Below are 20,982 nucleotides of genomic sequence, written 5' to 3'. Positions count from 1 at the left end.
GAGCACCAGGCCGATGCATTCCAATTCGAAACAGCTGTGGCGCGACGTTCAGGTCTTCGATGGCCAGGCGCTGCTGGACGAGGCGATGACCGTGCGCGTCGACGACGGTCGCGTGGCCGGCATGTGGCCGTCGCGGGCGTTCGCCGAAGCGGACGCCCTGGGCGCCGTCGAAGCGGGACAGGGTGGGGTGATGACGCCGGGCCTGGTCGACTGTCACACGCACCTGGTTTACGCCGGCGACCGCGCCGGTGAATTCGAGCAGCGCCTGGAAGGGGTCAGCTACGCCGAGATCGCCAAGGCCGGCGGCGGCATCCTCAGCACCGTGCGCGCGACTCGCGAAGCCAGCGAGGAGGCGCTGCTCGCCGCCAGCCTGCCGCGTCTCGACGCGCTGCTCGCCGATGGCGTGACCACCGTGGAGATCAAGTCCGGCTACGGCCTGACCCTGAGCGACGAATTGAAGATGCTGCGTGTCGCCCGTCGTCTCGGCGAGCTGCGCCCGGTGCGCGTCACCACCACGCTGCTGGGTGCCCATGCGCTGCCTCCGGAATACGCCGGACGCGCCGATGATTACGTGAGCCTGGTCTGCGACGAGATGATCCCGGCCGCCGCTGGCGAAGGGCTGGCCGACGCGGTGGATGTGTTCTGCGAAGGCATCGGTTTTTCCCCGGCGCAGTGCGAGCGCATCTACCAGGCCGCCCAGGCGCACGGCCTGGCGATCAAGGCGCATGCCGAGCAGCTGTCCAACCTCGGTGGCAGCGCCCTGGCCGCGCGCTACGGCGCGTTGTCGGCCGACCATATCGAATACCTCGACGAGGCCGGCGTGCGGGCCATGGCCGAGGCCGGCACCGTTGCCGTGCTGCTGCCCGGCGCCTTCCACGTGTTGCGCGAAACGCAGTTGCCGCCCATCGACCTGCTGCGCCAGTACCAGGTGCCGATGGCCGTCGCCAGCGACGCCAACCCCGGCACCTCGCCGATCTGCATGCCGAGTCTGATGGCCAACCTGGCCTGCACCCTGTTCCGCCTGACCCCGCGTGAAGCCCTGGCCGGCATGACCGCCCATGCTGCCCGCGCCCTCGGCCTGCCCGAGCTGGGACGGATCGCCGTCGGCGCAGCGGCGGACCTGTGCCTGTGGGACATCCAGCACCCGGCCGAACTGGCCTACGCGGTGCAGAGCGGGCGCCTGCGCCAGCGCATTTTCAACGGAGTCATCACCCATGCTCGCTGATCGTTTCTCCCTCGACGCCTGGACCGGCCGTATCGACCCCGAGCCGGACAGCCCGCGCTGGCACCAGCGCATCCAGCCGCTGGCCGAGGCCCGCGAGCCAGGCCTGGCCCTGCTCGGCTTCGCCTGTGACGAGGGCGTGCGGCGCAACCATGGCCGTGTCGGCGCCGCCGGCGGGCCGCTGGCCCTGCGCAAGGCACTGGCCAACCTGGCCTGGCACCGTGAAGCGCCGGCCTTCGACGCCGGCGACGTGATCTGCGAGGACGGTGACCTGGCCGCCGCCCAGGCGCGCCTGGCGCGTGGCGTCTGTGCGCTGCTGGAGGCGGGGCACCTGCCGCTGGTGCTCGGTGGCGGCCATGAGGTGGCCTTCGGCAGCTGGTCCGGCCTGGCCGAGCATTTCGCCGGACGGAAGACGGCGCCGAAGATCGGCATCGTCAACTTCGACGCGCATTTCGACCTGCGCGATCCGGCTCACGTGCAGTCCTCGGGTACGCCCTTCGCGCAGATCGCCGAGCAGTGCCAGGCCCGTGGCTGGCCGTTCCACTACGCCTGCCTGGGCGTCAGCCGAGCCAGCAATACCCGCGCGCTGTTCTCCCGCGCTGCCGAGCTGAACGTGCTGGTGCGCGAGGACCACGAGATGCGCGAGGCCGGCCTGGCCGCCATCGCGGCTGAGCTGGAGGCCTTCCTCGCCGACTGCGACGCCTTGTACCTGACCATCGATATCGACGTGCTGCCCGCCTGCGAGGCGCCGGGCGTCAGCGCACCGGCCGCGCGCGGGGTGCCGCTGGCGCTGCTCGAGCCGCTGCTCGAAGGCCTCAAGCGCAGCGGCAAGCTGCGTCTGGTGGATTTCGCCGAGCTCAACCCGAACCACGACATCGACAACCGCACCGCCAAGGCGGCGGCGCGGCTGATCCACCTGCTCAGTCTCTGAGCAGGCGCCAACCCGACGCTTTCTCGCACAACAACAACTACGAGGAACCTCCCATGTACGTCATCGCCCGCCGCAGCGGCCAGGAGCCGCGCCATGTCTGAACCCCTGTCACTGAGCGGCAGCGTGTCGCGCCCGCGTGCCCTGGCGCGCCTGCTGGGTTACAGCCTGATCGGCCTGCTGCTGTTCTTCGTACCGTTCGACATCGGCGGGCGCTCGACCATCCTCCTCGACCACGCCGCCAGCGCCCTGCAACTGCACGCGCGTCCGCTGGTGATCGGCCTGGCCCTGCTGTTCATGCTCTACGGCGCGCTGGCGCCCTGGCTCGACGGCAGCTGGCGCAGGAGCCTGACCCACACCGCGTTCAGCGTCCTCAAGGTATTCGGCCTGCTGATCGGACTGGCCTACCTGTTGCAGCTCGGGCCGCAGGCGCTGTACCAGCCGGGCATGCTGCCGTTTCTGTTCGACAAGCTGGTGCTCAGCCTGGCGCTGATCGTGCCGCTGGGTTCGCTGGCCCTGGTGTTCCTCATCGGCTTCGGCCTGCTCGAGCTGATCGGCGTGCTGATGCAACCGGTGATGCGACCGATCTGGCGGACACCCGGCAAGTCGGCCATCGATGCCGTGGCGTCGTTCGTCGGCAGCTACTCGGTGGGCCTGCTGATCACCGACCGCATGTATCAGCAGGGGCACTACAGCGTGCGTGAGGCGGCGATCATCGCCACCGGTTTCTCCACCGTGTCCGCACCGTTCATGGTGATCATCGCCAAGACCCTTGGCCTGATGGGGCAGTGGAACCTGTATTTCTGGGGAGCCATGGCCGTGACCTTCAGCGTGACTGCGGTCAGCGCGCGCATCTACCCACTCTCGCGGCTGCCGTCCGAGGCCATCCCCGAGGCGCAGCTGCAGGCCGGAGAAAGCCGCCTGGGCAGCGCCTGGCGGGCCGGCCTGGAGCAGGCGGGCAGCGCGCCATCGTTGCGCTGCGCGCTGCGCGAGACTTTCGTCGACGGCCTGCGCATGACCGCCGCGATCCTGCCGAGCATTCTCGCCGTCGGCCTGCTCGGGCTGCTCGCGGCCAAGTACACGCCGCTGTTCGATGCCCTCGGCGTGCTGCTCTACCCGCTGACCTGGCTGTTCGGTCTGGACGAGCCGATGCAGGTGGCCCGCGCCCTGTCCTCCGGCCTCGCGGAAATGTTCCTGCCGGCGATGCTGCTCAAGGACGCCGATGTGCTGGTCAAGTTCGTCACCGCCATCGTCTCGGTGAGCAGCGTGCTGTTCCTCTCCGCCTCGATTCCCTGCGTGTTGGCCACGCGGATTCCCCTGAGCCTGGGGCAACTGCTGCTGATCTGGCTGCAGCGCACCCTGCTCAGCCTGCTGTTCGCCATCCCCCTGGCGTACCTCGCACAATTTCTGGGCTGGCTCTGACCGCCCGTGACTAACCCGTTCTCCCCAGGAGCCCGCAACATGACCAAGTTCCGCGACACCGAAATCCGCGCTCCGCGCGGTACCCAGCTGAATGCCAAGAGCTGGCTGACCGAAGCGCCGCTGCGCATGCTGATGAACAACCTCGACCCGGACGTGGCCGAGAATCCCAGGGAGCTGGTGGTGTACGGCGGCATCGGTCGTGCCGCGCGCAACTGGGAATGCTTCGACAAGATCGTCGAAACCCTGAAGGAGCTGAACGACGACGAAACCCTGCTGGTGCAGTCGGGCAAGCCGGTCGGCGTGTTCCGCACCCACAAGGACGCGCCGCGCGTGCTGATCGCCAACTCCAACCTGGTGCCGCACTGGGCCAACTGGGAACACTTCAACGAGCTGGATGCCAAGGGCCTGGCCATGTACGGCCAGATGACCGCCGGCAGCTGGATCTACATCGGCAGCCAGGGCATCGTCCAGGGCACCTTCGAGACCTTCGTCGAGGCCGGTCGCCAGCACTACGACGGCAACCTCAAGGGCCGCTGGGTACTCACCGCCGGTCTCGGTGGCATGGGCGGCGCCCAGCCGCTGGCCGCGACTCTGGCCGGTGCCTGCTCGCTGAACATCGAGTGCCAGCAGTCGAGCATCGACTTCCGCCTGCGCAGCCGCTACGTCGACGAGCAGGCCAGCGATCTCGATGACGCCCTGGCGCGCATCGCCCAGTACACGGCCGAAGGCAAGGCCATCTCCGTCGCGCTGCTGGGCAACGCCGCCGAGATCCTGCCGGAGCTGGTCAAGCGTGGCGTGCGCCCGGACATGGTCACCGACCAGACCAGCGCCCACGATCCGCTCAATGGCTACCTGCCGATCGGCTGGACCTGGGAGCAGTACAAGGACCGCGCCGCCACCGACCCGGCCGCAGTGGTCAAGGCGGCCAAGCAGTCGATGGCCGTGCACGTGCAGGCCATGCTCGACTTCCAGAAGATGGGCGTGCCGACCTTCGACTACGGCAACAACATCCGCCAGATGGCCAAGGAAGAGGGCGTGGCCAACGCCTTCGACTTCCCGGGCTTCGTGCCGGCCTACATCCGTCCGCTGTTCTGCCGTGGTGTCGGCCCGTTCCGCTGGGCGGCGCTGTCCGGCAACCCCGAGGACATCTACAAGACCGACGCCAAGGTCAAGGAACTGATCCCGGACGACGAGCACCTGCACCGCTGGCTGGACATGGCCCGCGAGCGCATCAGCTTCCAGGGCCTGCCGGCGCGCATCTGCTGGGTCGGCCTGGGCCTGCGTGCCAAGCTCGGCCTGGCGTTCAACGAAATGGTCCGCAGTGGCGAGCTGTCCGCGCCGGTGGTGATCGGCCGCGACCACCTCGACTCCGGTTCGGTGGCCAGCCCCAACCGCGAGACCGAGGCGATGGCCGATGGCTCCGATGCCGTGTCCGACTGGCCGCTGCTCAATGCCCTGCTCAACACCGCCAGCGGTGCCACCTGGGTGTCGCTGCACCACGGTGGCGGCGTGGGCATGGGCTTTTCCCAGCACTCCGGCGTGGTGATCGTCTGTGACGGTACCGACGAGGCCGCCGCCCGTATCGCCCGTGTGCTGACCAACGACCCCGGTACTGGTGTAATGCGTCACGCCGATGCCGGTTACCAGATCGCCATCGATTGTGCCCGCGAGCAGGGTATGAACCTGCCGATGATCGGCAAAGGAGAATGAACGTGACTGCCCTGAACCTGAATCCTGGCCAGCTGACCCTGGCCGACCTGCGCACCGTCTACCAGGCTCCGGTGCGCCTGACCCTGGACCCGAGCGCCCATCAGGCGATCGACGCCAGCGTCGCCTGCGTCGAAAGCATCATCGCCGAGGGCCGCACCGCCTATGGCATCAACACTGGCTTCGGTCTGCTGGCCTCGACCCGCATCGCCAGCCATGACCTGGAAAAACTGCAGCGCTCGCTGGTGCTGTCGCACGCGGCCGGTATCGGCGAGCCGCTCAGCGACGCCATGGTGCGCCTGATCATGGTGCTGAAGATCAACAGCCTGGCGCGCGGATTCTCCGGCATCCGGCGCAAGGTGATCGACGCGCTGATCGCCCTGGTCAACGCCGAGGTCTACCCGCACATTCCGCTCAAGGGCTCGGTAGGCGCCTCCGGCGACCTGGCGCCGCTGGCGCACATGTCCCTGGTGCTGCTCGGCGAGAGCCAGGCACGGCACAAGGGCGAGTGGCTGTCGGCCACCGAGGCGCTGGCCGTGGCCGGCCTGGAGCCGATGACCCTGGCCGCCAAGGAGGGCCTGGCCCTGCTCAATGGCACCCAGGTGTCCACCGCCTACGCCCTGCGCGGGCTGTTCGAGGGTGAAGACCTGTACGCCGCTGCCAGCGTCTGCGGCGCGCTCAGCGTCGAGGCACTGCTCGGTTCGCGTTCGCCGTTCGACGCACGCATTCACGCTGCCCGTGGCCAGCGCGGACAGATCGATGCCGCCGTGGCCTACCGTCACCTGCTCGGCGACAGCAGCGAGATCGGCCGCTCCCACGAGGCCTGCGACAAGGTGCAGGACCCGTATTCGCTGCGCTGCCAGCCGCAGGTCATGGGCGCCTGCCTGACCCAGCTGCGCCAGGCGGCCGAGGTGCTGGGCGTCGAGGCCAACGCGGTATCGGACAACCCGCTGGTGTTCGCCGCCGAAGGCGAAGTCATCTCCGGTGGCAACTTCCACGCCGAGCCGGTGGCCATGGCCGCCGACAACATCGCCCTGGCCATCGCCGAAATCGGTTCGCTGTCCGAGCGTCGTATCTCGCTGATGATGGACAAGCACATGTCGCAGCTGCCGCCGTTCCTGGTGGCCAATGGCGGGGTCAACTCCGGCTTCATGATCGCCCAGGTCACCGCCGCGGCGCTGGCCAGCGACAACAAGGCCCTGGCCCACCCGCACAGCGTCGACAGCCTGCCGACCTCGGCCAACCAGGAAGACCATGTGTCGATGGCGCCCGGCGCCGGCAAGCGCCTGTGGGAAATGGCCGCCAACACCCGTGGTGTGCTCGCCGTCGAGTGGCTGGGCGCCTGCCAGGGCCTGGACTTCCGCGAAGGCCTGAAGAGCACTCCGGCGCTGGAGCAGGCGCGGGAAATCCTGCGCGGCGAGGTACCGTACTACGTCGAGGATCGCTTCTTCGCGCCGGACATCGCCGCGGCCAACGAGCTGCTGGCCGAGCGGGTGCTGACGCCCCTGCTGCCGGCCGGGATGCTGCCTTCCGTGGGTTGATCCAGGCCCTGTAGGAGCCCGCTCGCAGGCGATCAGGCCCACACGCCTGGCGCCGGCGAGCCGGCTCCTACAGCGAACGGCGGTTGTCGCGTTATCATCCGCGCAGCCGGATTCACCAAGGAGCTTTCGTGACCACCACCCCGCGCTACAAGGCCATCGAGGATTTTCTGCTCGAACGCATTCACGGCGGTGCTTATCCGGTCAATCACCAGATTCCGCCGGAAGAGCAGCTGGCCCGCGATTTCTCCGTCAGCCGCATGACCGCCAACAAGGCGATCCAGAATCTGGTGCAGAAGGGCTACCTGGTACGCCAGGCCGGCCTGGGCACCTTCGTCACCGACCGCAAGGCCGAATCGCCGCTGCACGAGGTGATGAACATCGCCAGTGAAGTGCGTGGTCGCGGCCATGCCTATTCCAACCAGGTGCTGCGCTGCGAGGCCATCGCGGCAGACGACGAGGTCGCCTTGCGCCTGGGCGTGCGCCTGGGGGCCGAGGTGTTTCACAGCGTGCTGGTGCACCTGCAGGATGGCCTGCCGATCCAGCTGGAGGATCGCTTCGTCAATCCGCGCTGGGTGCCGGACTACCTGCAGACCGACTTCAGCCAGCGCACGCCCAACGAGGTGCTGGTGGCGAGTAGCCCGATGTCCGATGTCGAGCATGTGGTCGAGGCCGTGCTGGTGGATGCGCGTACCGCCGAGCAGTTGCAGATCGACCCCGCCATGCCCTGCCTGAGCGTCATCCGGCGGACCTGGTCGGGTGACCATCTGATCAGCTATGCGCGCCTGATCCATCCGGGCGAGCGCTACAAGCTGCGTTCGCTGCACAAGCGCAGGAGCTAGGCGATCCGCAGCCGTCCTGCCGCGCTCAAGGCGCTTGCCGCTGCGTCGGCTCAGTCGCCGATCAACTGATCCACCAGGTCCGGGTCGTCGATGAAGCGGTTGCGCGTGCCTTGCAGCACCTCGATCCTGTCATTGCGCGCCCTCTCGTCGGCATCGGGCGGGTCCAGGCGGTGCCAGGCCTTGAACATCGGTATCAGGCCGACGATGGGCAGGTCGTATTCCACGTGCATGTAGAAGATCGCCCGGGCGATATTGCCCTTGGCTTCGTCGCGCGGCTCGACCAGCTGGAAGCTGTTCTTCATGTCGCAGCCGATATCGGCGAACTTGCTCGATACATCGTCACCCAGCTCGCCGAACTGCGCATTGCGTCTGACCAGCTCCACCCGGGTCAGGGCCGGGTAGTGGTTGTGCAGGTCGGCAGCGATGTAGGGATAGCGCGGGTTCATGATCGTGCATTGACGATCGGTCACGCAGCGCATGGCGCTCTTGAGCTGCTTGCTGCTGTAGATCGGGCTGGCGGTGAGTGCGCCGCCGCCACTCTCGAACGCCTTGCCGCAATACAGCGTGGTACCGCCATTGCCATAGAGGCTCTGCCAGAACGCCTGGTCGATGGCTTGCTTGACGTTGCCCAACTGACTTTGCCCGCTGCCCAGAGCGGAAACGCTGACACAGGTTGCCAGGCAACCCAGAAACAGGATGACCGTACGCATGCTTTGGCTGCCATTGTCGGGGGGGGGGCTTGTAGGACAAAGTGAAGTCTAGCAAGACGTGCGTCACAAAAGCACGAGGCATTGCGCCAGCACTTGCAAGGTGCGCAACGGACCCTGAGGCGCGTGGCAACGGGCGCCGCAGCGTGGCCTCAACTGCGGGGTGAAAGCGTGTAAGTCATGGCTTACATGATGTCCCGATTATCACCACTGTCGGTGTTTCAGGTACGGGCGTACTCTTCTTTCCATGGATTCAGCGCAGGAAGCGCACAAACGAACAGGGACACACTGGACAGCCACCAGGACGGTGAGCAGATCAAGGATGTCAGGACAACAGTCTGCAAGGCCCCGCAATCGCGGGGTTTTCTTTTTTCCGGCTTTCGAATTTCCGCAACGGCAATCGTCACACGCTGATGCAGCGACGGCGCCGTCGCGTGGCGCTCACGCCGCCTGCCGCTCGGCCTGCAATTGCTCGAACCAGTCCAGCGTCTCGTCCCACAGGCGCTGCGCGGCCGGACGGAAGTAGCCCATGTGACCGACATTGCCCAGCCCCTCGGCCTGGGAATCGAGCGTGCGCGCCTGGTACGGCGCATTGACGTAGGCGGCCATGAAGGCGTCGCGCGAGGCCGGTGGTGCCCACAGGTCATCGAGCGTATTGAGCGCCGTCACGGGGGTGACGACCTGGGCGAAGCGTTCGGCCAGGCCCGGCATCTGCGGGTCGTCGAAGAAATAGCGCGGGTAGCGGCACCAGCGTTTCCACTGCCGGTAGACGCCCATTGGCAGGTCTTCACCCATGCCCAGCTTGCTCCAGGCCAGGTAGCCCTTGTAGCGCGTCATCAGCGGGCCGATCAGCCGCCACATGGCCAGTACACGCACCTGCTCGGCCCTGGGCATCCAGCCATGCCAGCCGGCGCCGGTGCCGAAGGTGTAGAAGCCGGCGACCTGATCATGGTTGGGCAGCAGGCCGAAGGCGTGCCCGCCGAACGAGTGGCCGATCATGTACAGCGGCCGTTCGGCATGCCGGTGCTGGTCGACTGCCGCAGCCAGGTCGAGGTGCGCCCAGTCCAGATAATCCATTTCGAAACCGCGCAGGGTGGCGGGCCTGGATTGGCCGACGCCACGGTAGTCCAGGGTCAGGGTATTGAAGCCGCGGCGCGCGGCATGCTCGGCGAAGCGCCGGTAGAAACCCTGCGGCACGCCGGTGGCACCGGCGATCAGCAGTTGCGCGTGCGGCTGTTCGGCGTGGTAGCGCGTCGCCGTCAACGGGTAGTCGTCGAGGGCGAGCAGGGACAGGGTTTCACTGCGAATGGATGCGGTCATGCTGGCTGGCCTCCGTGTGCTGCTGGCGGGTCAGGTGGAGCAGGGTGGTAGCGGCCTGTTTCAGTGGTTCGCTGCTGTCGGCGGCGCGTGCTTGCAGCAGGCCGCCTTCGTAGAGTGCGACGAACAGGGCGGAGAGCCCCTCCGGCTGTGGGTAGCCGTGGCGTTGCAACTGCTGCTGCAGGGCTTGGCGAATGGCGCTGAAGGCGTTGGCCAGGGCTGCACGAATCTCGCTGTCGGCCGGGCCGCTTTCCAGGGCCACGGCGGCCAGCGGGCAGCCACTCTCGAAAGCGCTGCCCTGCAACTGGTCGAGGGCGCCGTGCAGCCAGGTGGCCAGGGCATCGAGCGGGTCGGGCTGGCGCTCGAAGAGCGTGGCGAAGGCCTTCTCCGCGCGCTGGCCGACGCGTTCGATGGCGGCGACCGCCAGTTCGCTCTTGCCGCCCGGAAAGTGGTGGTAGAGGCTGCCCTTGGGAGCGCCGGCGCTGGCCAGCAGTTCGCTCAGGCCGACACCATGCAGGCCCTTGCGCTGCAGGGCGTCGATCATGGCGTCGATCAGCTTGTCACGTGTGCTCATGTTCATGGCTGAATTATGTAGACCGGTCGGTCTAGTGGCGAGTGTCATTCAGGCCGTGGGTGAGGGCATATCGGCAATCACGCTTGAGGTCAGGGTGTTTCCCAGGCGCCGTCCAGTGCGCTGCGCAGCAGGTCGATCATCGCCTGCTGGCGCTGTGCGTCGCGGTAGACCAGGCCCACCTGCAGGGGAATGCGCGGCTCGCTGAGGGGCTTCCAGAGCAGCCCGTGATGAGCGTGCATCTGCCGCGCGCGGCCTGGCAGCACGCTGGCCAGCGTGGTGTGTGGCAGGCTGTCGAGGATGCCGTTCATGTGGTTCAGCTCGGCCTGTACCTGGGGCCGGCGGCCGAGCAGGGCGAGCTGTTCCTGCCAGATCTGGCGTACGCGAAACTCTTCACCGAGCAGCAGCATCGGCAGTTCCGCCGCCTGGCTCAGCGAAACCTTGCGGAAGTCGCGCAGCGGATGATCGTCCTGCACCACCAGCTGCAGTTCGTCCTCGTACAGCGCCAGGCTGTGCAGGCCCGGCTGGCGCGGCGGCAGGAAGCCGATGCCGATGTCCAGACCGCCGCTGAGCAGGCGCCGTTCGATGTCCACGCCGGACAGCTCGAAGAGTTTCACCACCAGCTGTGGCTGCGCCTGCTGCAGGCGCTCCAGCAGCAGCGGCACCAGGCTGGCATTGACCGTCTGCAACACGCCGATGGACAGGCTGCGCGGCCCCGGCCCACGAAAGCTGCGCAGCGCCTCGCGGGCCCGCTCCATGCCGTCCAGCAGCGGCACCGCGTGGTTGTACAGCGTATGCGCGGCGAGCGTCGGCAGCAGGCGTCGGCCATTGCGCTGGAACAGGCCGACATCCAGATCGCCCTCCAGCTGGCGGATCTGCTGCGACAGCGCCGGTTGAGAAATGCTCAGGCGCTCGGCGGCACGGCCGACGTGACCTTCCTCGTAGAGCGCGACGAAATAGCGGAGTTGGCGAAAATCCATAAGTTCTGATTATGAATCAAGCAGGGAAATCGAAATGTCAAAATGGCCCGATGCTCCCTAGTCTAGCCGCATGATCAACAGCCGATAAGGCCGGAGCGGTCGGTGAAGCAGGTCGAGATCCTGGGTGTATTCATAGGTAAAGCTGAAGATATTGGCGGTGGCCTCAGTGCCGCGCGCTGCAAGCAGCGGGCTGAGCACCGTCTGTGGCTGTGGCCCCAGGGGCTGGGCCAGGACGAACAGGGCGACGCACGCTTCCATGGCGGGCCGGAGCGCGCCTTGCACCACTTGCCGAGCGAGCACTATGCCTACTGGCGCTCGCATCACCCCGAGCTGCAGTGGCCGCTGTCGAGCTTCGGGGAAAACCTTTCCAGTCGCGGACTGAGCGAGGAGCAGGTGTGCATCGGCGATATCTTCCGCTGGGGGAACGTGCTGTTGCAGGTGAGCCAGCCGCGCTCGCCCTGCTATCGCCTCAACCGCCCGGGAGCCAACCCGGAACTGGCCAGGGCGGTACAGGACAGTGGCCGCTGCGGCTGGTTCTACCGCGTGCTCAGGCCAGGGTTCGTCAGTGCCGAGATGCCCTTCGAGCTGGTCCAGCGCAGCTACCCGAGCCTCAGCGTGGCGCAGGCGCTGCAGCATTTCTACCACTTCCCCATGGAACGCGCCGGCCTGCAGCAGCTGCAGCTGTGCCCGGCACTCTCCGCACGCTGGCGCGAGATCTCGGCGCAGCGCCTGCGCAGCGGGCGCCTGGAGGACTGGTCGGCACGCCTGCAGGGTGTGCCGCTGGAGGGTGTGGTGGCCGAGGGTGGGCGTCGTTATGCGTGACAGCATGGCGCGCCTGCAGTTGATGGGTGAACGTGCCGCGCCAGTGTTCGTGCGCGGCCAGGGTTCCTGGCTGTGGGATGCCGAAGGCAGGGCCTATCTGGATTTCGAGCAGGGCATGGGCGGCAACAGCCTGGGGCACAGCCCGACGTTGCTGCTCGATGCACTGCGGCGGCAGGCCGAGTTGCTGGTCAGCCCCGGTCGCCAGTACTGCAGCCGTGGTCAGCTCAAGCTGGCGGCGCGCCTGTGCGAGGCGACCGGCAGCGAACGCGTGGCGTTCTGCAGCGGCCCGGTCGAAGCCAACGGGCTGGCGGTGCGCCTGGCGCTGCAATGGGCGGCGGAACAGAACCCCGCCGCCGACACCCTGGTAGTGCTCGACGGCAGCCACGTCGAACTGCCCGCGCAACTCGGGGCGACGCGTGTGCTGCGCGTCCCCTTCAATGACCTCGAGGCTCTGGCGGCGGTGGTCGATCTGCGCTGCGCCGCGGTGCTGATCGAGCCGCTGCAGCTCGCCAGGGGCGTGGTGCCGGCGACACTGGAATACCTGCAAGGCGCGCAGCGGCTATGCCGCGAGCAGGGCGCCGTACTGATCCTCGATGAAAGCAGCAGTGGTATGGGACGTTGTGGCGCACTGCTGGCCGAGGAGCTGTACGGCGTGCGCGCCGACCTATTCACGCTGGGCAGTGCCCTGGCGGGCGGCCTGCCGCTGGCGGCCGTGCTGGCGCGTGGGCGGATCGCCAACGCGGCTGCCGATGCACTGCCGCAGGCCTGTCCGGGCGAGGCATTGCTGACGGTGGCCGGTGTCGCGGTGCTGGGTGCCGTGCTCGATGGCAGCTTCTTCGCGCAGACACGTGAGGTGGCCGAACACCTGCGCGAGGGGCTGGCCCATCTGGCGCGGCGTCATGCTCATGGGCCGCTGCGGGGGCACGGGTTGATGCTCGGCCTGCCATTGATCGGACAGCGTGCGCGCGTCGTGCAGCGGGCGGCCCGGGAGCAGGGGCTGCTGCTGGGGGTGGCGGGCGACGAGTGCCTGCGCCTGTCGCCGGCCCTGACGGTGAGCCATGGCAATGTCGAGGAAATGCTCAGGCGTCTGGGCCGGGCATTGCGACGAGTCGAACAGCGCTGTGAGGAGGTCGCCTGATGCGTATCGCGCTGCTGCAACACACGCCCAGTGCCGGCCCTGCGGCGCTGGACCGCTGGCTGGACGGGCACCAGGTCAGCTGGCACCGGCTGTACGCTGGCGCCCCGCTGCCGGGGCTGGATGAGTTCGACCTGCTGATGCTGCTCGACGGTGCGCTGAGCGTGCACGACGAGCGCCATCACCTGTGGATGTCCGCCGAGAAGCGCCTGATCCACCGTGCCTTGCTGGCGCGCAAGCGGGTCTTCGGCAGTGGTCTGGGAGCCCTGCTGTTGGCTGAAGCGCTGGGCGCACGTATCCAGCATGCCGATACGGACGTGCAGGTTGGCTGGTGGCAGCTGGAGAAATGTGCGTCGTCACGCCAGTCACCGCTTGGGCGCATGCTGCCGCCGCGTTTGCTGGCGCTGCACTGGCAGCGCGAGACCTGCAGCCTGCCGCACGGCGCCATCGCCTTGTACGGCTCGCCCGTCGCCGAGCTGCAGGGCTTCGTCTGGCAGGAGCGGGCCATCGGTTTGCTGTGTCAGCTGGAGTGCGACGGCGCCAGCCTGGACGAGCGCCTGCAGCAGGACGCGGCCGAACCGGGGCGCTCCAGTACACAGGACATCGCCGCCATTCGTGACGGCGCGCCACACGCCGCCTCGGCCAACGCCACGCTGTTTCGCGTGCTCGATTATCTCTCGGGTGCTCATGCCCACATGACCTGAACACCCTTTTGCGAGTCTGTCGCGACGCCCCGTTCTACCGCCGGGGCGTGTTTTCTTCTGCCGTCAGCCGACCTGTTTCGCGACCCAGGCCGCGTAGGCGTCTATGAACTTCTGCAGGAACGGCTTGATGCCGTCGCTGAGGTTGCCGTTGTCATCGAAGAAGCTGCCGGCGCCACCAAGGTAGGCCTCCGGCTGCTGCAGCACATGGACGTCGAGGAACACCAGGCACTGGCGCAGATGATGGTTGGCGCCGAAGCCGCCAATGGCACCGGGCGAGGCGCTGAGCACGGCGCCGGGCTTGCCGCTGAAACTGCTCTGGCCGTAGGGGCGCGAACCGACATCGATGGCGTTCTTCATCGCACCGGGGATCGAGCGGTTGTACTCGGGGGTGACGAACAGCACCGCGTCGGCTGCCTTCAGCTTGCTGCGAAAAGGCGCATAGGTAGCGGGTGCGCTGTCGCCATCGGCGTCTTCGTTGTACAGCGGCAGGTCGCCGATCTCGACGATCTCCAGGTTCAGCGAGGCGGGTGCCAGGTCGGCCAGGGCCAGGGCCAGTTTGCGGTTGATGGAGGCCTTGCGCAGGCTACCGACCAGCACGGCGACGTTGTAAGTCTTGCTCATGTGTACTCCAGAAGGCGTGGTGAGGAAGGAATCACCACTATAGACCCCGGATGTTTCAGGCGGTGCCGGGGGCGTGCGGGGTCATTCGGAGAAGCCGTGCAACAGGTCTTCAGCGAAGGCCTTTTGCGCCTCGCTGGCGGTATGGCCACGGTGGCTCGCCAGGCGAAAGCACACGCTGAAATCCCAGTCGCCGGGGAGTGCGCGCAGGCTACCACGGGCTACCCAGGGGGTTGCGATGTGCTCGGGCAGGTAGCCCAGGTGAGCCCCCGAGAGGATGAACGCGAGGCTCCCTTCCACCTGTTCGCAGCGTGCGCTGCTGGTGCCGCCCTGCCAGGGCTCGTCGGCGGCGATGAAACGGTAGGGGTGCACCACGCGGTCGCAGCCCCGAAGGTCATCGACGCTCAGCGTCTGCCGTTCGAACAGCGGGTGCTGGCGGCCGCAGTACAGACGCTGGCGTTCGGCGAACAGCGGCTGGTAGTCCAGTGCCGTCTGGCTGCCGGAGAAATAGCCGATGGCCAGTTGCAGCTGGTCCTGCAGCAGGCGCCGCTCCAGCTCGGCGGGCATGGCGCTGAGCAGTTCGATCTGCACCGCCTGGTTGCGCTGGCGAAAGCGTCCGATGGCCTCAGCGATACGCTCCAGCACCTCGTCCGAGAGGGCTTCGGAGAGGCCGATGCGCAGCTCACCGAGCAGCATGTCGGCCATGCCCTGGGCCTCGCCCTTGAACGTCTCGATGGCGGCGAACAGTTTGCGTGTGGCGGCCAGCACCTGTTCACCCTTGGGGGTCAGGCGAAACCCCGCCTTGCCACGTTCGCACAGGCGAAAGCCGAGGCGTGTCTCCAGCTTGGCCATCTGTGTGCTGATGGTCGACTGGCCAACGCCCAGTTCACCCTGCGCGGCGCTGAAGCCGCCGCTTTCCACCACGGTGACGAACAGCCGCAGCAGCTGCAGGTCGAGGTCGCGCAGCTGGTTGAGCATGGCGTCTCCATACATTGATGACGGTCGATGTTGGAGTAGAACACTTCGTATTTATCCGAAGCAACGCTGCGCGCAGGATGCAGACATCCCAGCCTCCACCAGAGAGGTACGGCCAACCGACTCTGCCCGAGGATAGAACCATGCGTCTTGCTGCAAGCCTGTTGCTCCTGGTCGTCGCCATGCCCCTGATGGCGGAGCCCCGGCAGCTCAATCTGTACAACTGGGCCGACTACGTGGCACCGCAGGCGCTCCAGCGCTTCCAGGCCGAGACCGGCATTCGCGTCAAATACGACACCTTCGACAGCACCGATGTGCTGGAAAGCAAGCTGATGACCGGGGGCAGTGGCTACGATGTCGTGTTCCCCGCATCCAGCGGTCTGTCGCGCGCCATCCAGGCCAGGGCGCTGCAGCCGGTCGGGACGCTGCAGAACGCCGTCAACCTCGACCCCGAACTGCTGGCCAAGCTGGCCAGTGTCGATCCCGGTAACCAGTACGGCGTGCCCTACACCTGGGGCACGGTCGGGCTGGCCATCAACAGGCAGGCCGTGGAGCAGCGCCTGCCCGGTGTGGCGCTGGACAGCCTCGACCTGCTGTTCAAGCCCGAATACGCCACTGCGCTCAGGGATTGCGGCATCTCCGTGCTCGACTCGCCGCAGGAGGTGATCGCCGTTGCCCTCAACTACCTGGGCAAGTCGCCCTACAGCGCTCGGGCCGAAGACCTGGAGGCCGTCAGCGCCTTGCTCGCCGCGCTGCAACCCAACCTGCGCTACGTCGGCAGTGCCCGGCAGATCGATGACCTGGCCAGAGGCGAAACCTGCCTGGCGCTGACCTACACCGGCGATGCCGGCATGGCTGCCGCACGCGCCGCCGAGGCCGGGCAGCCCTTCGAGGTGCTCTACCGCATTCCGCGCGAAGGCACGCTGATCTGGTTCGACACCATGGCCATCCCGGCGGACGCGCCACACCCGCAGAACGCCCGCGCCTTCATCGACTTCATGTTGCAGCCGGCGGCAATCGCCGAGCTGACCAACGAACTGTTCTTCGCCAATGCCAACCGTGCCGCCACCCCATTGCTCGACGATGCGGTGCGTAGCGACCCGGATATCTACCCGCCCGAGGCGGTGCGCGAGCGCCTGTTCGCCGAGCAGGTGCTGAGTCTGCGCGAGCAGCGCCGGCGCACCCGCCTGTGGACGGCGTTCCGCAGCCAGTACTGAGTACTTACCCGAGAGAGCGAGAGCCACCATGGACCAAGCCTTCGACAACGACCAGGCCATCACCCGCGACAGTCTCTACGGGACTGCCGCCGAACCCACCTACGCCGGCATCACCAGCTTCATGCGCCGGCGCTACAGCCGCGATCTCGCGGGTGTGGACCTGGCCATCAGCGGTGTGCCCTTCGACACCGCCACCACCAACCGTCCCGGTAGCCGCTTCGGCCCGAGGGCGATCCGTGCCGCTTCGATCCAGTCGGCCTGGGCGCGGCATTTTCCCTGGGAGTTCGACCCGTTCGACCTGCTTGCCTGTGTCGACTACGGCGACTGCTACTTCGACCATGGCACGCCGCAGGACACCCCGGCGGCGATCGAGGCGCACGCAGCGCGCATCCTCGACGCGGGTAGTGCGCTGCTGACCCTGGGGGGCGATCACTTCATCAGCTATCCACTGCTCAAGGCGCATGCGAAGAAACACGGCACGCTGGCGCTGATTCACTTCGATGCGCACAGCGATACCTGGCCAGACGAGGAGGGCCAGCGCATCGACCACGGCACCATGTTCTATCACGCCGCGCGTGAGGGCCTTGTCGACCCCGCGCGTTCGGTACAGGTCGGCCTGCGTACCACCAACGATGACGTCATGGGCTTCCAGGTGCTCGATGCCCGCGAAGTGCACCGCAGCACGCCGGAGCAGATCGCCGAGCTCATTCGTGCACGGGTGGGCGAGCACCCGGTCTATCTGACGTTCGATATCGATTGTCTCGATCCGGCCTTCGCCCCTGGCACCGGCACACCGGTCTGCGGAGGGCTTTCCAGTCATCAGGCGCTGGAGATCCTGCGTGGCCTGCGCGGTATCAACCTGGTCGGCATGGATGTGGTCGAGGTGGCGCCACCCTACGACAACGCCGAGGTCACCGCGCTGGCCGCAGCCACTCTGGCGATGGAGATGATCTGCCTGTACGCCGCGCGGCATAAGCTGGGTGAAGAGACCTAGGGTGGAGCGGTGAGGCGGGGGCCGTCCTGCAAGGCGCGCTGGGTCCGGGCAAAAAAACGGGCCCGTTCAGGCCCGCAAGTTCACGCTCAAAGAGTGCCCAGTGAGTGGGCCAGCCCGAGGGGATCGGGCCTGAACAGTCGTGCATCCATCAGTCTGGGCTGGTTCACGATGGGGGCGAAGTCCATGCGCGCGAGGATGTCGCGGTCGATGTCCACGCCCGGTGCCACCTCGATCAGTTCCAGGCCCGCACGGGTCAGGCGCAGCACGCAGCGCTCGGTGACGTAGAGCACCGGCTGGCCACGTTCGGCAGCCAGCTGGCCGGCGAAGGTGCGGTGTTCCACTTCGCCGACGAACTTGCGCACGTCGCCATCCTCGACGATGCGCAGCTGGCCATCCTCGATGCGGATGTCCTGTTTGCCGGCGCTGAAGGTGCCGACGAACACCACCTGCTTGGCGTTCTGGCTGATGTTGATGAAGCCACCGGCACCGGCCAGGCGCGAACCGAACTTGGACACGTTGAGGTTGCCCGCCGCGTCGGCCTGGGCCAGGCCGAGGAAGGCGATGTCCAGGCCGCCGCCGTCGTAGAAGTCGAACTGGTAGGGCTGGTCGAGCAGCGCGCTGTGGTTGCTGGCGGCGCCGAAATCCAGGCCCGAAGCCGGCACGCCACCGATCACACCGGGTTCGGCGGTGAGCGTCAGGCGTTCGATCACACCTTCTTCGGCGGCCACCGCGGCGACGCCCTCGGGCATGCCGATGCCGAGATTGACCACCGCCCCGGCCTGCAGCTCCAGCGCCGCACGGCGGGCGATCAGCTTGCGCACGTCCAGCGGCATGGGCGCCAGGCTGTTCACCGGTACCCGGGTTTCTGCGGCAAAGGCCGGGTTGTAGGCGGTGGCGAACGTCTGCTGGTGGTTGGCGGGTTCGGCCACCACCACGCAGTCCACCAGGATGCCGGGAATCTTCACCTGGCGCGGGTTGAGCGAGCCACGTTCGACCACGCGCTCGACCTGGGCGATGACCAGGCCGCCGCTGTTGCGCGCGGCCATGGCGATGGCCAGGCTCTCGATGGTCAGCGCCTCGCGCTCGAAGCTGAGGTTGCCGTCGGCATCGGCACTGGTGGCGCGGACCACGCCGACATGCACCGGAAAGCTGGGGTAGAACAGGTAGTCCTCGCCGTCGATGGGCATCAGCCGCACCAGGTCGGTGGTGGTGCGCGCGTTGAGCTTGCCGCCACCATGCCGCGGGTCGACGTAGGTGCCCAGGCCAACACGCGACAGCTGCCCCGGCTTGCCGGCGGCGATGTCGCGGAACAGCTGGGAGATCACCCCCTGCGGCAGGTTGTAGGCCTCGATGCGGTTGTCCACGGCCAGCTTCTGCAGCCCCGGCACCAGACCCCAGTGGCCACCGATCACACGGCGCACCAGGCCCTCGTGGGCCAGGTGGTTGAGGCCGCGACCCTTGCCGTCGCCTTGCCCGGCGGCGTACACCAGGGTCAGGTCGCGCGGCGCCTGCTCGGCGAGAAAGCGCTGCTCCAGAGCGATGGCGATCTGCTCGGCGAAGCCGATGCCGACGAAACCACCGGTGGCCAGGTTGGCGTTGTCCGGGATGCGCGCCACGGCGGCGGCGGCGGTCATGATCTTGCTCATGGCAGGTACTCGAAAAACGATTGAACACATTGCGCTACGGGGAGCTGCCTGCGCCCAGGCGGGGAGGGCTGCGTACCGCTGTACGTCAACCCTCCGTGCCTGAGTGCAGGCTTCACCTGCCTCGTCAGAAACTGCCGAACAGGGTGCCCAGGGTGATCACCACGGCCAGGGCCATCATCGGGAAGGCCACGGTGTTGACGAAGATGAACTTGTACGACTCGCGGTGCGTGAGCTTGCAGATCGCCAGCAGCGAGATCACCGCGCCGTTGTGCGGCAGGGTGTCCATGCAGCCGGAGGCCATGGCGGCGACGCGATGCAGCAGCTCGGGGCTGATGCCGGCGGCGGTGGCCAGGGTCAGGTATTGCTCGCCGAGGGTCTTCAGCGCGATGGACATGCCGCCGGACGCCGAGCCGGTGATGCCGGCGAGGATGTTCACCGCCACCGCTTCGGAGATCAGCGGGTTGCTCGAGACGCCCAGCACCAGGTCACGGATGACGACGAAGCCGGCCAGCGATGCGATCACCGTGCCGTAGCCCACCTCGGCGGCGGTGTTGAGGATCGGCAGCATGGAGCCGAAGGCGCCGTCGTTGACGCTCTTCTTCAGGTCCATCCAGCGCTTCCAGTGCAGGCCGATGAGCAGCACGATGGCCACGCCGAGGGCGACGATGATCGACCAGATGCCGATCAGCGACCTGGCATCCTGCAGACCGCCGAACTCCGGTTTGGCCAGGTAGCTGGTGTCCACCGCCGGGAGAATCTGCTTGGCCATCAGGAAGTTCAGGCCGATCACCACGAAGATCGGCAGCAGCGCCAGCCAGAAGCCGGGAATGTCGCGGCGCTCTTCGACGACCGGATCGTCACGGTGTTCGCCGTAGCCTTCGCCTGCCGCCATCAGCTTGCGCGACTGTGCGGTGAGCCACCAGGTGCCGAGGCCGAACATGATCAGCCCGGCAATCACGCCCAGGCCCGGCGCGGCGAAAGCGTCGGTACCGAAGAAGGGATTGGGGATGGCGTTCTGGATCGCCGGCGTACCGGGCAGCGCGGTCATGGTGAAGGTGAACGAGCCGAGGGCGATGGCACCGGGGATCAGGCGCTTGGGAATGCCCGCTTCACGGAACAGCGCGGCGCCGATCGGGTACACGGCGAAGGCCACCACGAACAGCGACACGCCGCCGTAGGTGAGGATGCCGCAGGCCAGCACGATGGCCAGGATGGCGCGCTCGCTGCCGACCTTGGCGACGATGCCGTGGGCGATGGCGCGCGCCGAACCTGAGTCATCCATCAGCTTGCCGAACAGGGCGCCCAGCAGGAACAACGGGAAGAACTGGATCACGTAGCCGCCCATGGCCTTCATGAACACCTGGGTGTAGGTGGGCAGCAGCAGGCCGATGTCGCCAGCGAACAGCAGTGCCAGCAGGGCCAGGAGCGGGGCAAGGATGAGGACGTTGATGCCGCGATAGGCGAGGTACATCAACAATGCGAGCGACAGCAGAATACCGAGGGTACCCATGGGTGATTCCTTTTGTTGTTGTTCTAGCGGCGCTGGGCCGTTGTATGAGCAGGCGCGTATGCGGCAGTGCGCCCTTGACGGCTATAGAGCCAGAGTCGTGCCAGTCTCGGGTGAGACTTTGGTCGAA

19 protein-coding genes are annotated in these 20,982 nt (G+C 67.2%); 11 read left to right on the top strand and 8 right to left on the bottom strand.

Going from position 1 to position 20,982, the window contains the following annotated elements:
• Nucleotides 1-13 precede the first annotated feature (13 nt).
• The 6 genes from hutI to hutC all read left to right on the top strand — a co-directional run bounded on the left by hutI (nucleotide 14) and on the right by hutC (nucleotide 7,659).
• Complete coding sequence (gene hutI / locus JLK41_RS22290; RefSeq protein ID WP_210389831.1) at nucleotides 14-1,225, top strand: imidazolonepropionase; 1,212 nt, start codon at nucleotides 14-16, stop codon at nucleotides 1,223-1,225.
• Nucleotides 1,215-2,153, top strand: a complete 939-nt coding sequence (gene hutG / locus JLK41_RS22285; protein ID WP_175252731.1) for a formimidoylglutamase — start codon at nucleotides 1,215-1,217, stop codon at nucleotides 2,151-2,153. Before hutI ends, hutG begins: the two co-directional genes overlap by 11 nt.
• A 93-nt stretch (nucleotides 2,154-2,246) precedes the next feature.
• On the top strand, nucleotides 2,247-3,572 hold the full coding sequence (locus JLK41_RS22280) for a YjiH family protein (protein ID WP_175252732.1): 1,326 nt from the start codon (nucleotides 2,247-2,249) through the stop codon (nucleotides 3,570-3,572).
• A 39-nt stretch (nucleotides 3,573-3,611) separates the two neighbouring features.
• Nucleotides 3,612-5,282: a urocanate hydratase gene (gene hutU / locus JLK41_RS22275; protein WP_210389830.1), complete on the top strand. Its 1,671-nt coding sequence runs from the start codon at nucleotides 3,612-3,614 to the stop codon at nucleotides 5,280-5,282.
• The gene (gene hutH / locus JLK41_RS22270; RefSeq protein WP_037056054.1) at nucleotides 5,279-6,820 is read left to right on the top strand and encodes a histidine ammonia-lyase; all 1,542 of its coding nucleotides are present in this window, start codon (nucleotides 5,279-5,281) and stop codon (nucleotides 6,818-6,820) included. The genes hutU and hutH overlap by 4 nt, the downstream gene beginning before the upstream one ends.
• A 128-nt stretch (nucleotides 6,821-6,948) precedes the next feature.
• The gene (gene hutC, locus JLK41_RS22265; protein ID WP_037056053.1) at nucleotides 6,949-7,659 is read left to right on the top strand and encodes a histidine utilization transcriptional repressor HutC; all 711 of its coding nucleotides are present in this window, start codon (nucleotides 6,949-6,951) and stop codon (nucleotides 7,657-7,659) included.
• 50 nt (nucleotides 7,660-7,709) lie between these two features.
• On the opposite strand, the gene JLK41_RS22260 is transcribed toward hutC, so the two are convergent.
• The 4 genes from JLK41_RS22260 to JLK41_RS22245 all read right to left on the bottom strand — a co-directional run bounded on the left by JLK41_RS22260 (nucleotide 7,710) and on the right by JLK41_RS22245 (nucleotide 11,234).
• Nucleotides 7,710-8,369, bottom strand: coding sequence for an endonuclease (locus JLK41_RS22260; RefSeq protein ID WP_037056052.1), 660 nt, complete (start codon nucleotides 8,367-8,369; stop codon nucleotides 7,710-7,712).
• A 438-nt stretch (nucleotides 8,370-8,807) separates the two neighbouring features.
• Entirely contained in the window at nucleotides 8,808-9,686 is an 879-nt protein-coding gene (locus JLK41_RS22255; RefSeq protein WP_037056051.1) for an alpha/beta hydrolase family protein, read from the bottom strand.
• Entirely contained in the window at nucleotides 9,664-10,257 is a 594-nt protein-coding gene (locus JLK41_RS22250; RefSeq protein ID WP_244976446.1) for a TetR/AcrR family transcriptional regulator, read from the bottom strand. The genes JLK41_RS22255 and JLK41_RS22250 overlap by 23 nt, the downstream gene beginning before the upstream one ends.
• 89 nt (nucleotides 10,258-10,346) lie before the next feature.
• Nucleotides 10,347-11,234, bottom strand: a complete 888-nt coding sequence (locus JLK41_RS22245; RefSeq protein WP_037056049.1) for a LysR family transcriptional regulator — start codon at nucleotides 11,232-11,234, stop codon at nucleotides 10,347-10,349.
• Nucleotides 11,235-11,336: 102 nt separating this feature from the next.
• Here JLK41_RS22245 and JLK41_RS22240 point away from each other — a divergent pair, with 102 nt between their 5' ends.
• From JLK41_RS22240 to JLK41_RS22230, 3 genes are read left to right on the top strand one after another with little or no spacing between them, the layout of a single operon-like run.
• Nucleotides 11,337-12,056 (top strand): MOSC domain-containing protein, encoded by a 720-nt coding sequence (locus JLK41_RS22240; protein ID WP_210389828.1) that lies wholly within the window; start codon nucleotides 11,337-11,339, stop codon nucleotides 12,054-12,056.
• On the top strand, nucleotides 12,049-13,194 hold the full coding sequence (locus JLK41_RS22235) for an aspartate aminotransferase family protein (protein ID WP_210389827.1): 1,146 nt from the start codon (nucleotides 12,049-12,051) through the stop codon (nucleotides 13,192-13,194). The genes JLK41_RS22240 and JLK41_RS22235 overlap by 8 nt, the downstream gene beginning before the upstream one ends.
• Entirely contained in the window at nucleotides 13,194-13,895 is a 702-nt protein-coding gene (locus JLK41_RS22230) for a type 1 glutamine amidotransferase family protein (protein WP_175252735.1), read from the top strand. The genes JLK41_RS22235 and JLK41_RS22230 overlap by 1 nt, the downstream gene beginning before the upstream one ends.
• Nucleotides 13,896-13,958: 63 nt before the next feature.
• Here the strand turns inward: JLK41_RS22230 and JLK41_RS22225 are convergent, their stop codons facing one another.
• On the bottom strand, nucleotides 13,959-14,516 hold the full coding sequence (locus JLK41_RS22225) for an NADPH-dependent FMN reductase (RefSeq protein ID WP_047589086.1): 558 nt from the start codon (nucleotides 14,514-14,516) through the stop codon (nucleotides 13,959-13,961).
• Between the two features lie 81 nt (nucleotides 14,517-14,597).
• Entirely contained in the window at nucleotides 14,598-15,491 is an 894-nt protein-coding gene (locus JLK41_RS22220; RefSeq protein ID WP_210389826.1) for a LysR family transcriptional regulator, read from the bottom strand.
• 140 nt (nucleotides 15,492-15,631) lie between these two features.
• Between JLK41_RS22220 and JLK41_RS22215 the strand changes: the two genes are divergently transcribed.
• Together JLK41_RS22215 and speB are read left to right on the top strand one after the other, a co-directional pair.
• Complete coding sequence (locus JLK41_RS22215) at nucleotides 15,632-16,705, top strand: polyamine ABC transporter substrate-binding protein (protein WP_210389825.1); 1,074 nt, start codon at nucleotides 15,632-15,634, stop codon at nucleotides 16,703-16,705.
• A gap of 28 nt (nucleotides 16,706-16,733) precedes the next feature.
• On the top strand, nucleotides 16,734-17,699 hold the full coding sequence (speB, locus tag JLK41_RS22210; RefSeq protein ID WP_210389824.1) for an agmatinase: 966 nt from the start codon (nucleotides 16,734-16,736) through the stop codon (nucleotides 17,697-17,699).
• A gap of 86 nt (nucleotides 17,700-17,785) precedes the next feature.
• On the opposite strand, the gene JLK41_RS22205 is transcribed toward speB, so the two are convergent.
• Nucleotides 17,786-19,345 carry an acyl CoA:acetate/3-ketoacid CoA transferase gene (locus tag JLK41_RS22205; RefSeq protein WP_210389823.1) on the bottom strand — a complete coding sequence of 520 codons (1,560 nt, stop codon included), beginning with the start codon at nucleotides 19,343-19,345 and terminating at the stop codon, nucleotides 17,786-17,788.
• 124 nt (nucleotides 19,346-19,469) lie between these two features.
• On the bottom strand, nucleotides 19,470-20,855 hold the full coding sequence (locus JLK41_RS22200) for a GntP family permease (protein WP_037056042.1): 1,386 nt from the start codon (nucleotides 20,853-20,855) through the stop codon (nucleotides 19,470-19,472).
• Nucleotides 20,856-20,982 lie beyond the last annotated feature (127 nt).

The sequence above is a fragment of the Ectopseudomonas khazarica genome, assembly GCF_017915135.1.
GTDB classification, from domain to species: domain Bacteria; phylum Pseudomonadota; class Gammaproteobacteria; order Pseudomonadales; family Pseudomonadaceae; genus Aquipseudomonas; species Aquipseudomonas khazarica.
Note: the sequence above shows the minus strand (reverse complement) of the source record. Positions and strands in the feature narration are given on the sequence as shown.

What these genes read in the sequence shown, in the direction of transcription:
- JLK41_RS22220 (WP_210389826.1), bottom strand. Translation starts at nt 15,491, where the DNA reads ATGCTCAACCAGCTGCGCGACCTCGACCTGCAGCTGCTGCGGCTGTTC.
- JLK41_RS22225 (WP_047589086.1), bottom strand. Translation starts at nt 14,516, where the DNA reads ATGAGCAAGACTTACAACGTCGCCGTGCTGGTCGGTAGCCTGCGCAAG.
- JLK41_RS22255 (WP_037056051.1), bottom strand. Translation starts at nt 9,686, where the DNA reads ATGACCGCATCCATTCGCAGTGAAACCCTGTCCCTGCTCGCCCTCGAC.
- JLK41_RS22245 (WP_037056049.1), bottom strand. Translation starts at nt 11,234, where the DNA reads ATGGATTTTCGCCAACTCCGCTATTTCGTCGCGCTCTACGAGGAAGGT.
- JLK41_RS22230 (WP_175252735.1), top strand. Translation starts at nt 13,194, where the DNA reads ATGCGTATCGCGCTGCTGCAACACACGCCCAGTGCCGGCCCTGCGGCG.
- JLK41_RS22235 (WP_210389827.1), top strand. Translation starts at nt 12,049, where the DNA reads ATGCGTGACAGCATGGCGCGCCTGCAGTTGATGGGTGAACGTGCCGCG.
- hutH (WP_037056054.1), top strand. Translation starts at nt 5,279, where the DNA reads ATGAACGTGACTGCCCTGAACCTGAATCCTGGCCAGCTGACCCTGGCC.
- JLK41_RS22200 (WP_037056042.1), bottom strand. Translation starts at nt 20,855, where the DNA reads ATGGGTACCCTCGGTATTCTGCTGTCGCTCGCATTGTTGATGTACCTC.
- speB (WP_210389824.1), top strand. Translation starts at nt 16,734, where the DNA reads ATGGACCAAGCCTTCGACAACGACCAGGCCATCACCCGCGACAGTCTC.
- JLK41_RS22215 (WP_210389825.1), top strand. Translation starts at nt 15,632, where the DNA reads ATGCGTCTTGCTGCAAGCCTGTTGCTCCTGGTCGTCGCCATGCCCCTG.
- JLK41_RS22205 (WP_210389823.1), bottom strand. Translation starts at nt 19,345, where the DNA reads ATGAGCAAGATCATGACCGCCGCCGCCGCCGTGGCGCGCATCCCGGAC.
- JLK41_RS22250 (WP_244976446.1), bottom strand. Translation starts at nt 10,257, where the DNA reads ATGAGCACACGTGACAAGCTGATCGACGCCATGATCGACGCCCTGCAG.
- hutI (WP_210389831.1), top strand. Translation starts at nt 14, where the DNA reads ATGCATTCCAATTCGAAACAGCTGTGGCGCGACGTTCAGGTCTTCGAT.
- JLK41_RS22280 (WP_175252732.1), top strand. Translation starts at nt 2,247, where the DNA reads ATGTCTGAACCCCTGTCACTGAGCGGCAGCGTGTCGCGCCCGCGTGCC.
- hutG (WP_175252731.1), top strand. Translation starts at nt 1,215, where the DNA reads ATGCTCGCTGATCGTTTCTCCCTCGACGCCTGGACCGGCCGTATCGAC.
- JLK41_RS22260 (WP_037056052.1), bottom strand. Translation starts at nt 8,369, where the DNA reads ATGCGTACGGTCATCCTGTTTCTGGGTTGCCTGGCAACCTGTGTCAGC.
- hutU (WP_210389830.1), top strand. Translation starts at nt 3,612, where the DNA reads ATGACCAAGTTCCGCGACACCGAAATCCGCGCTCCGCGCGGTACCCAG.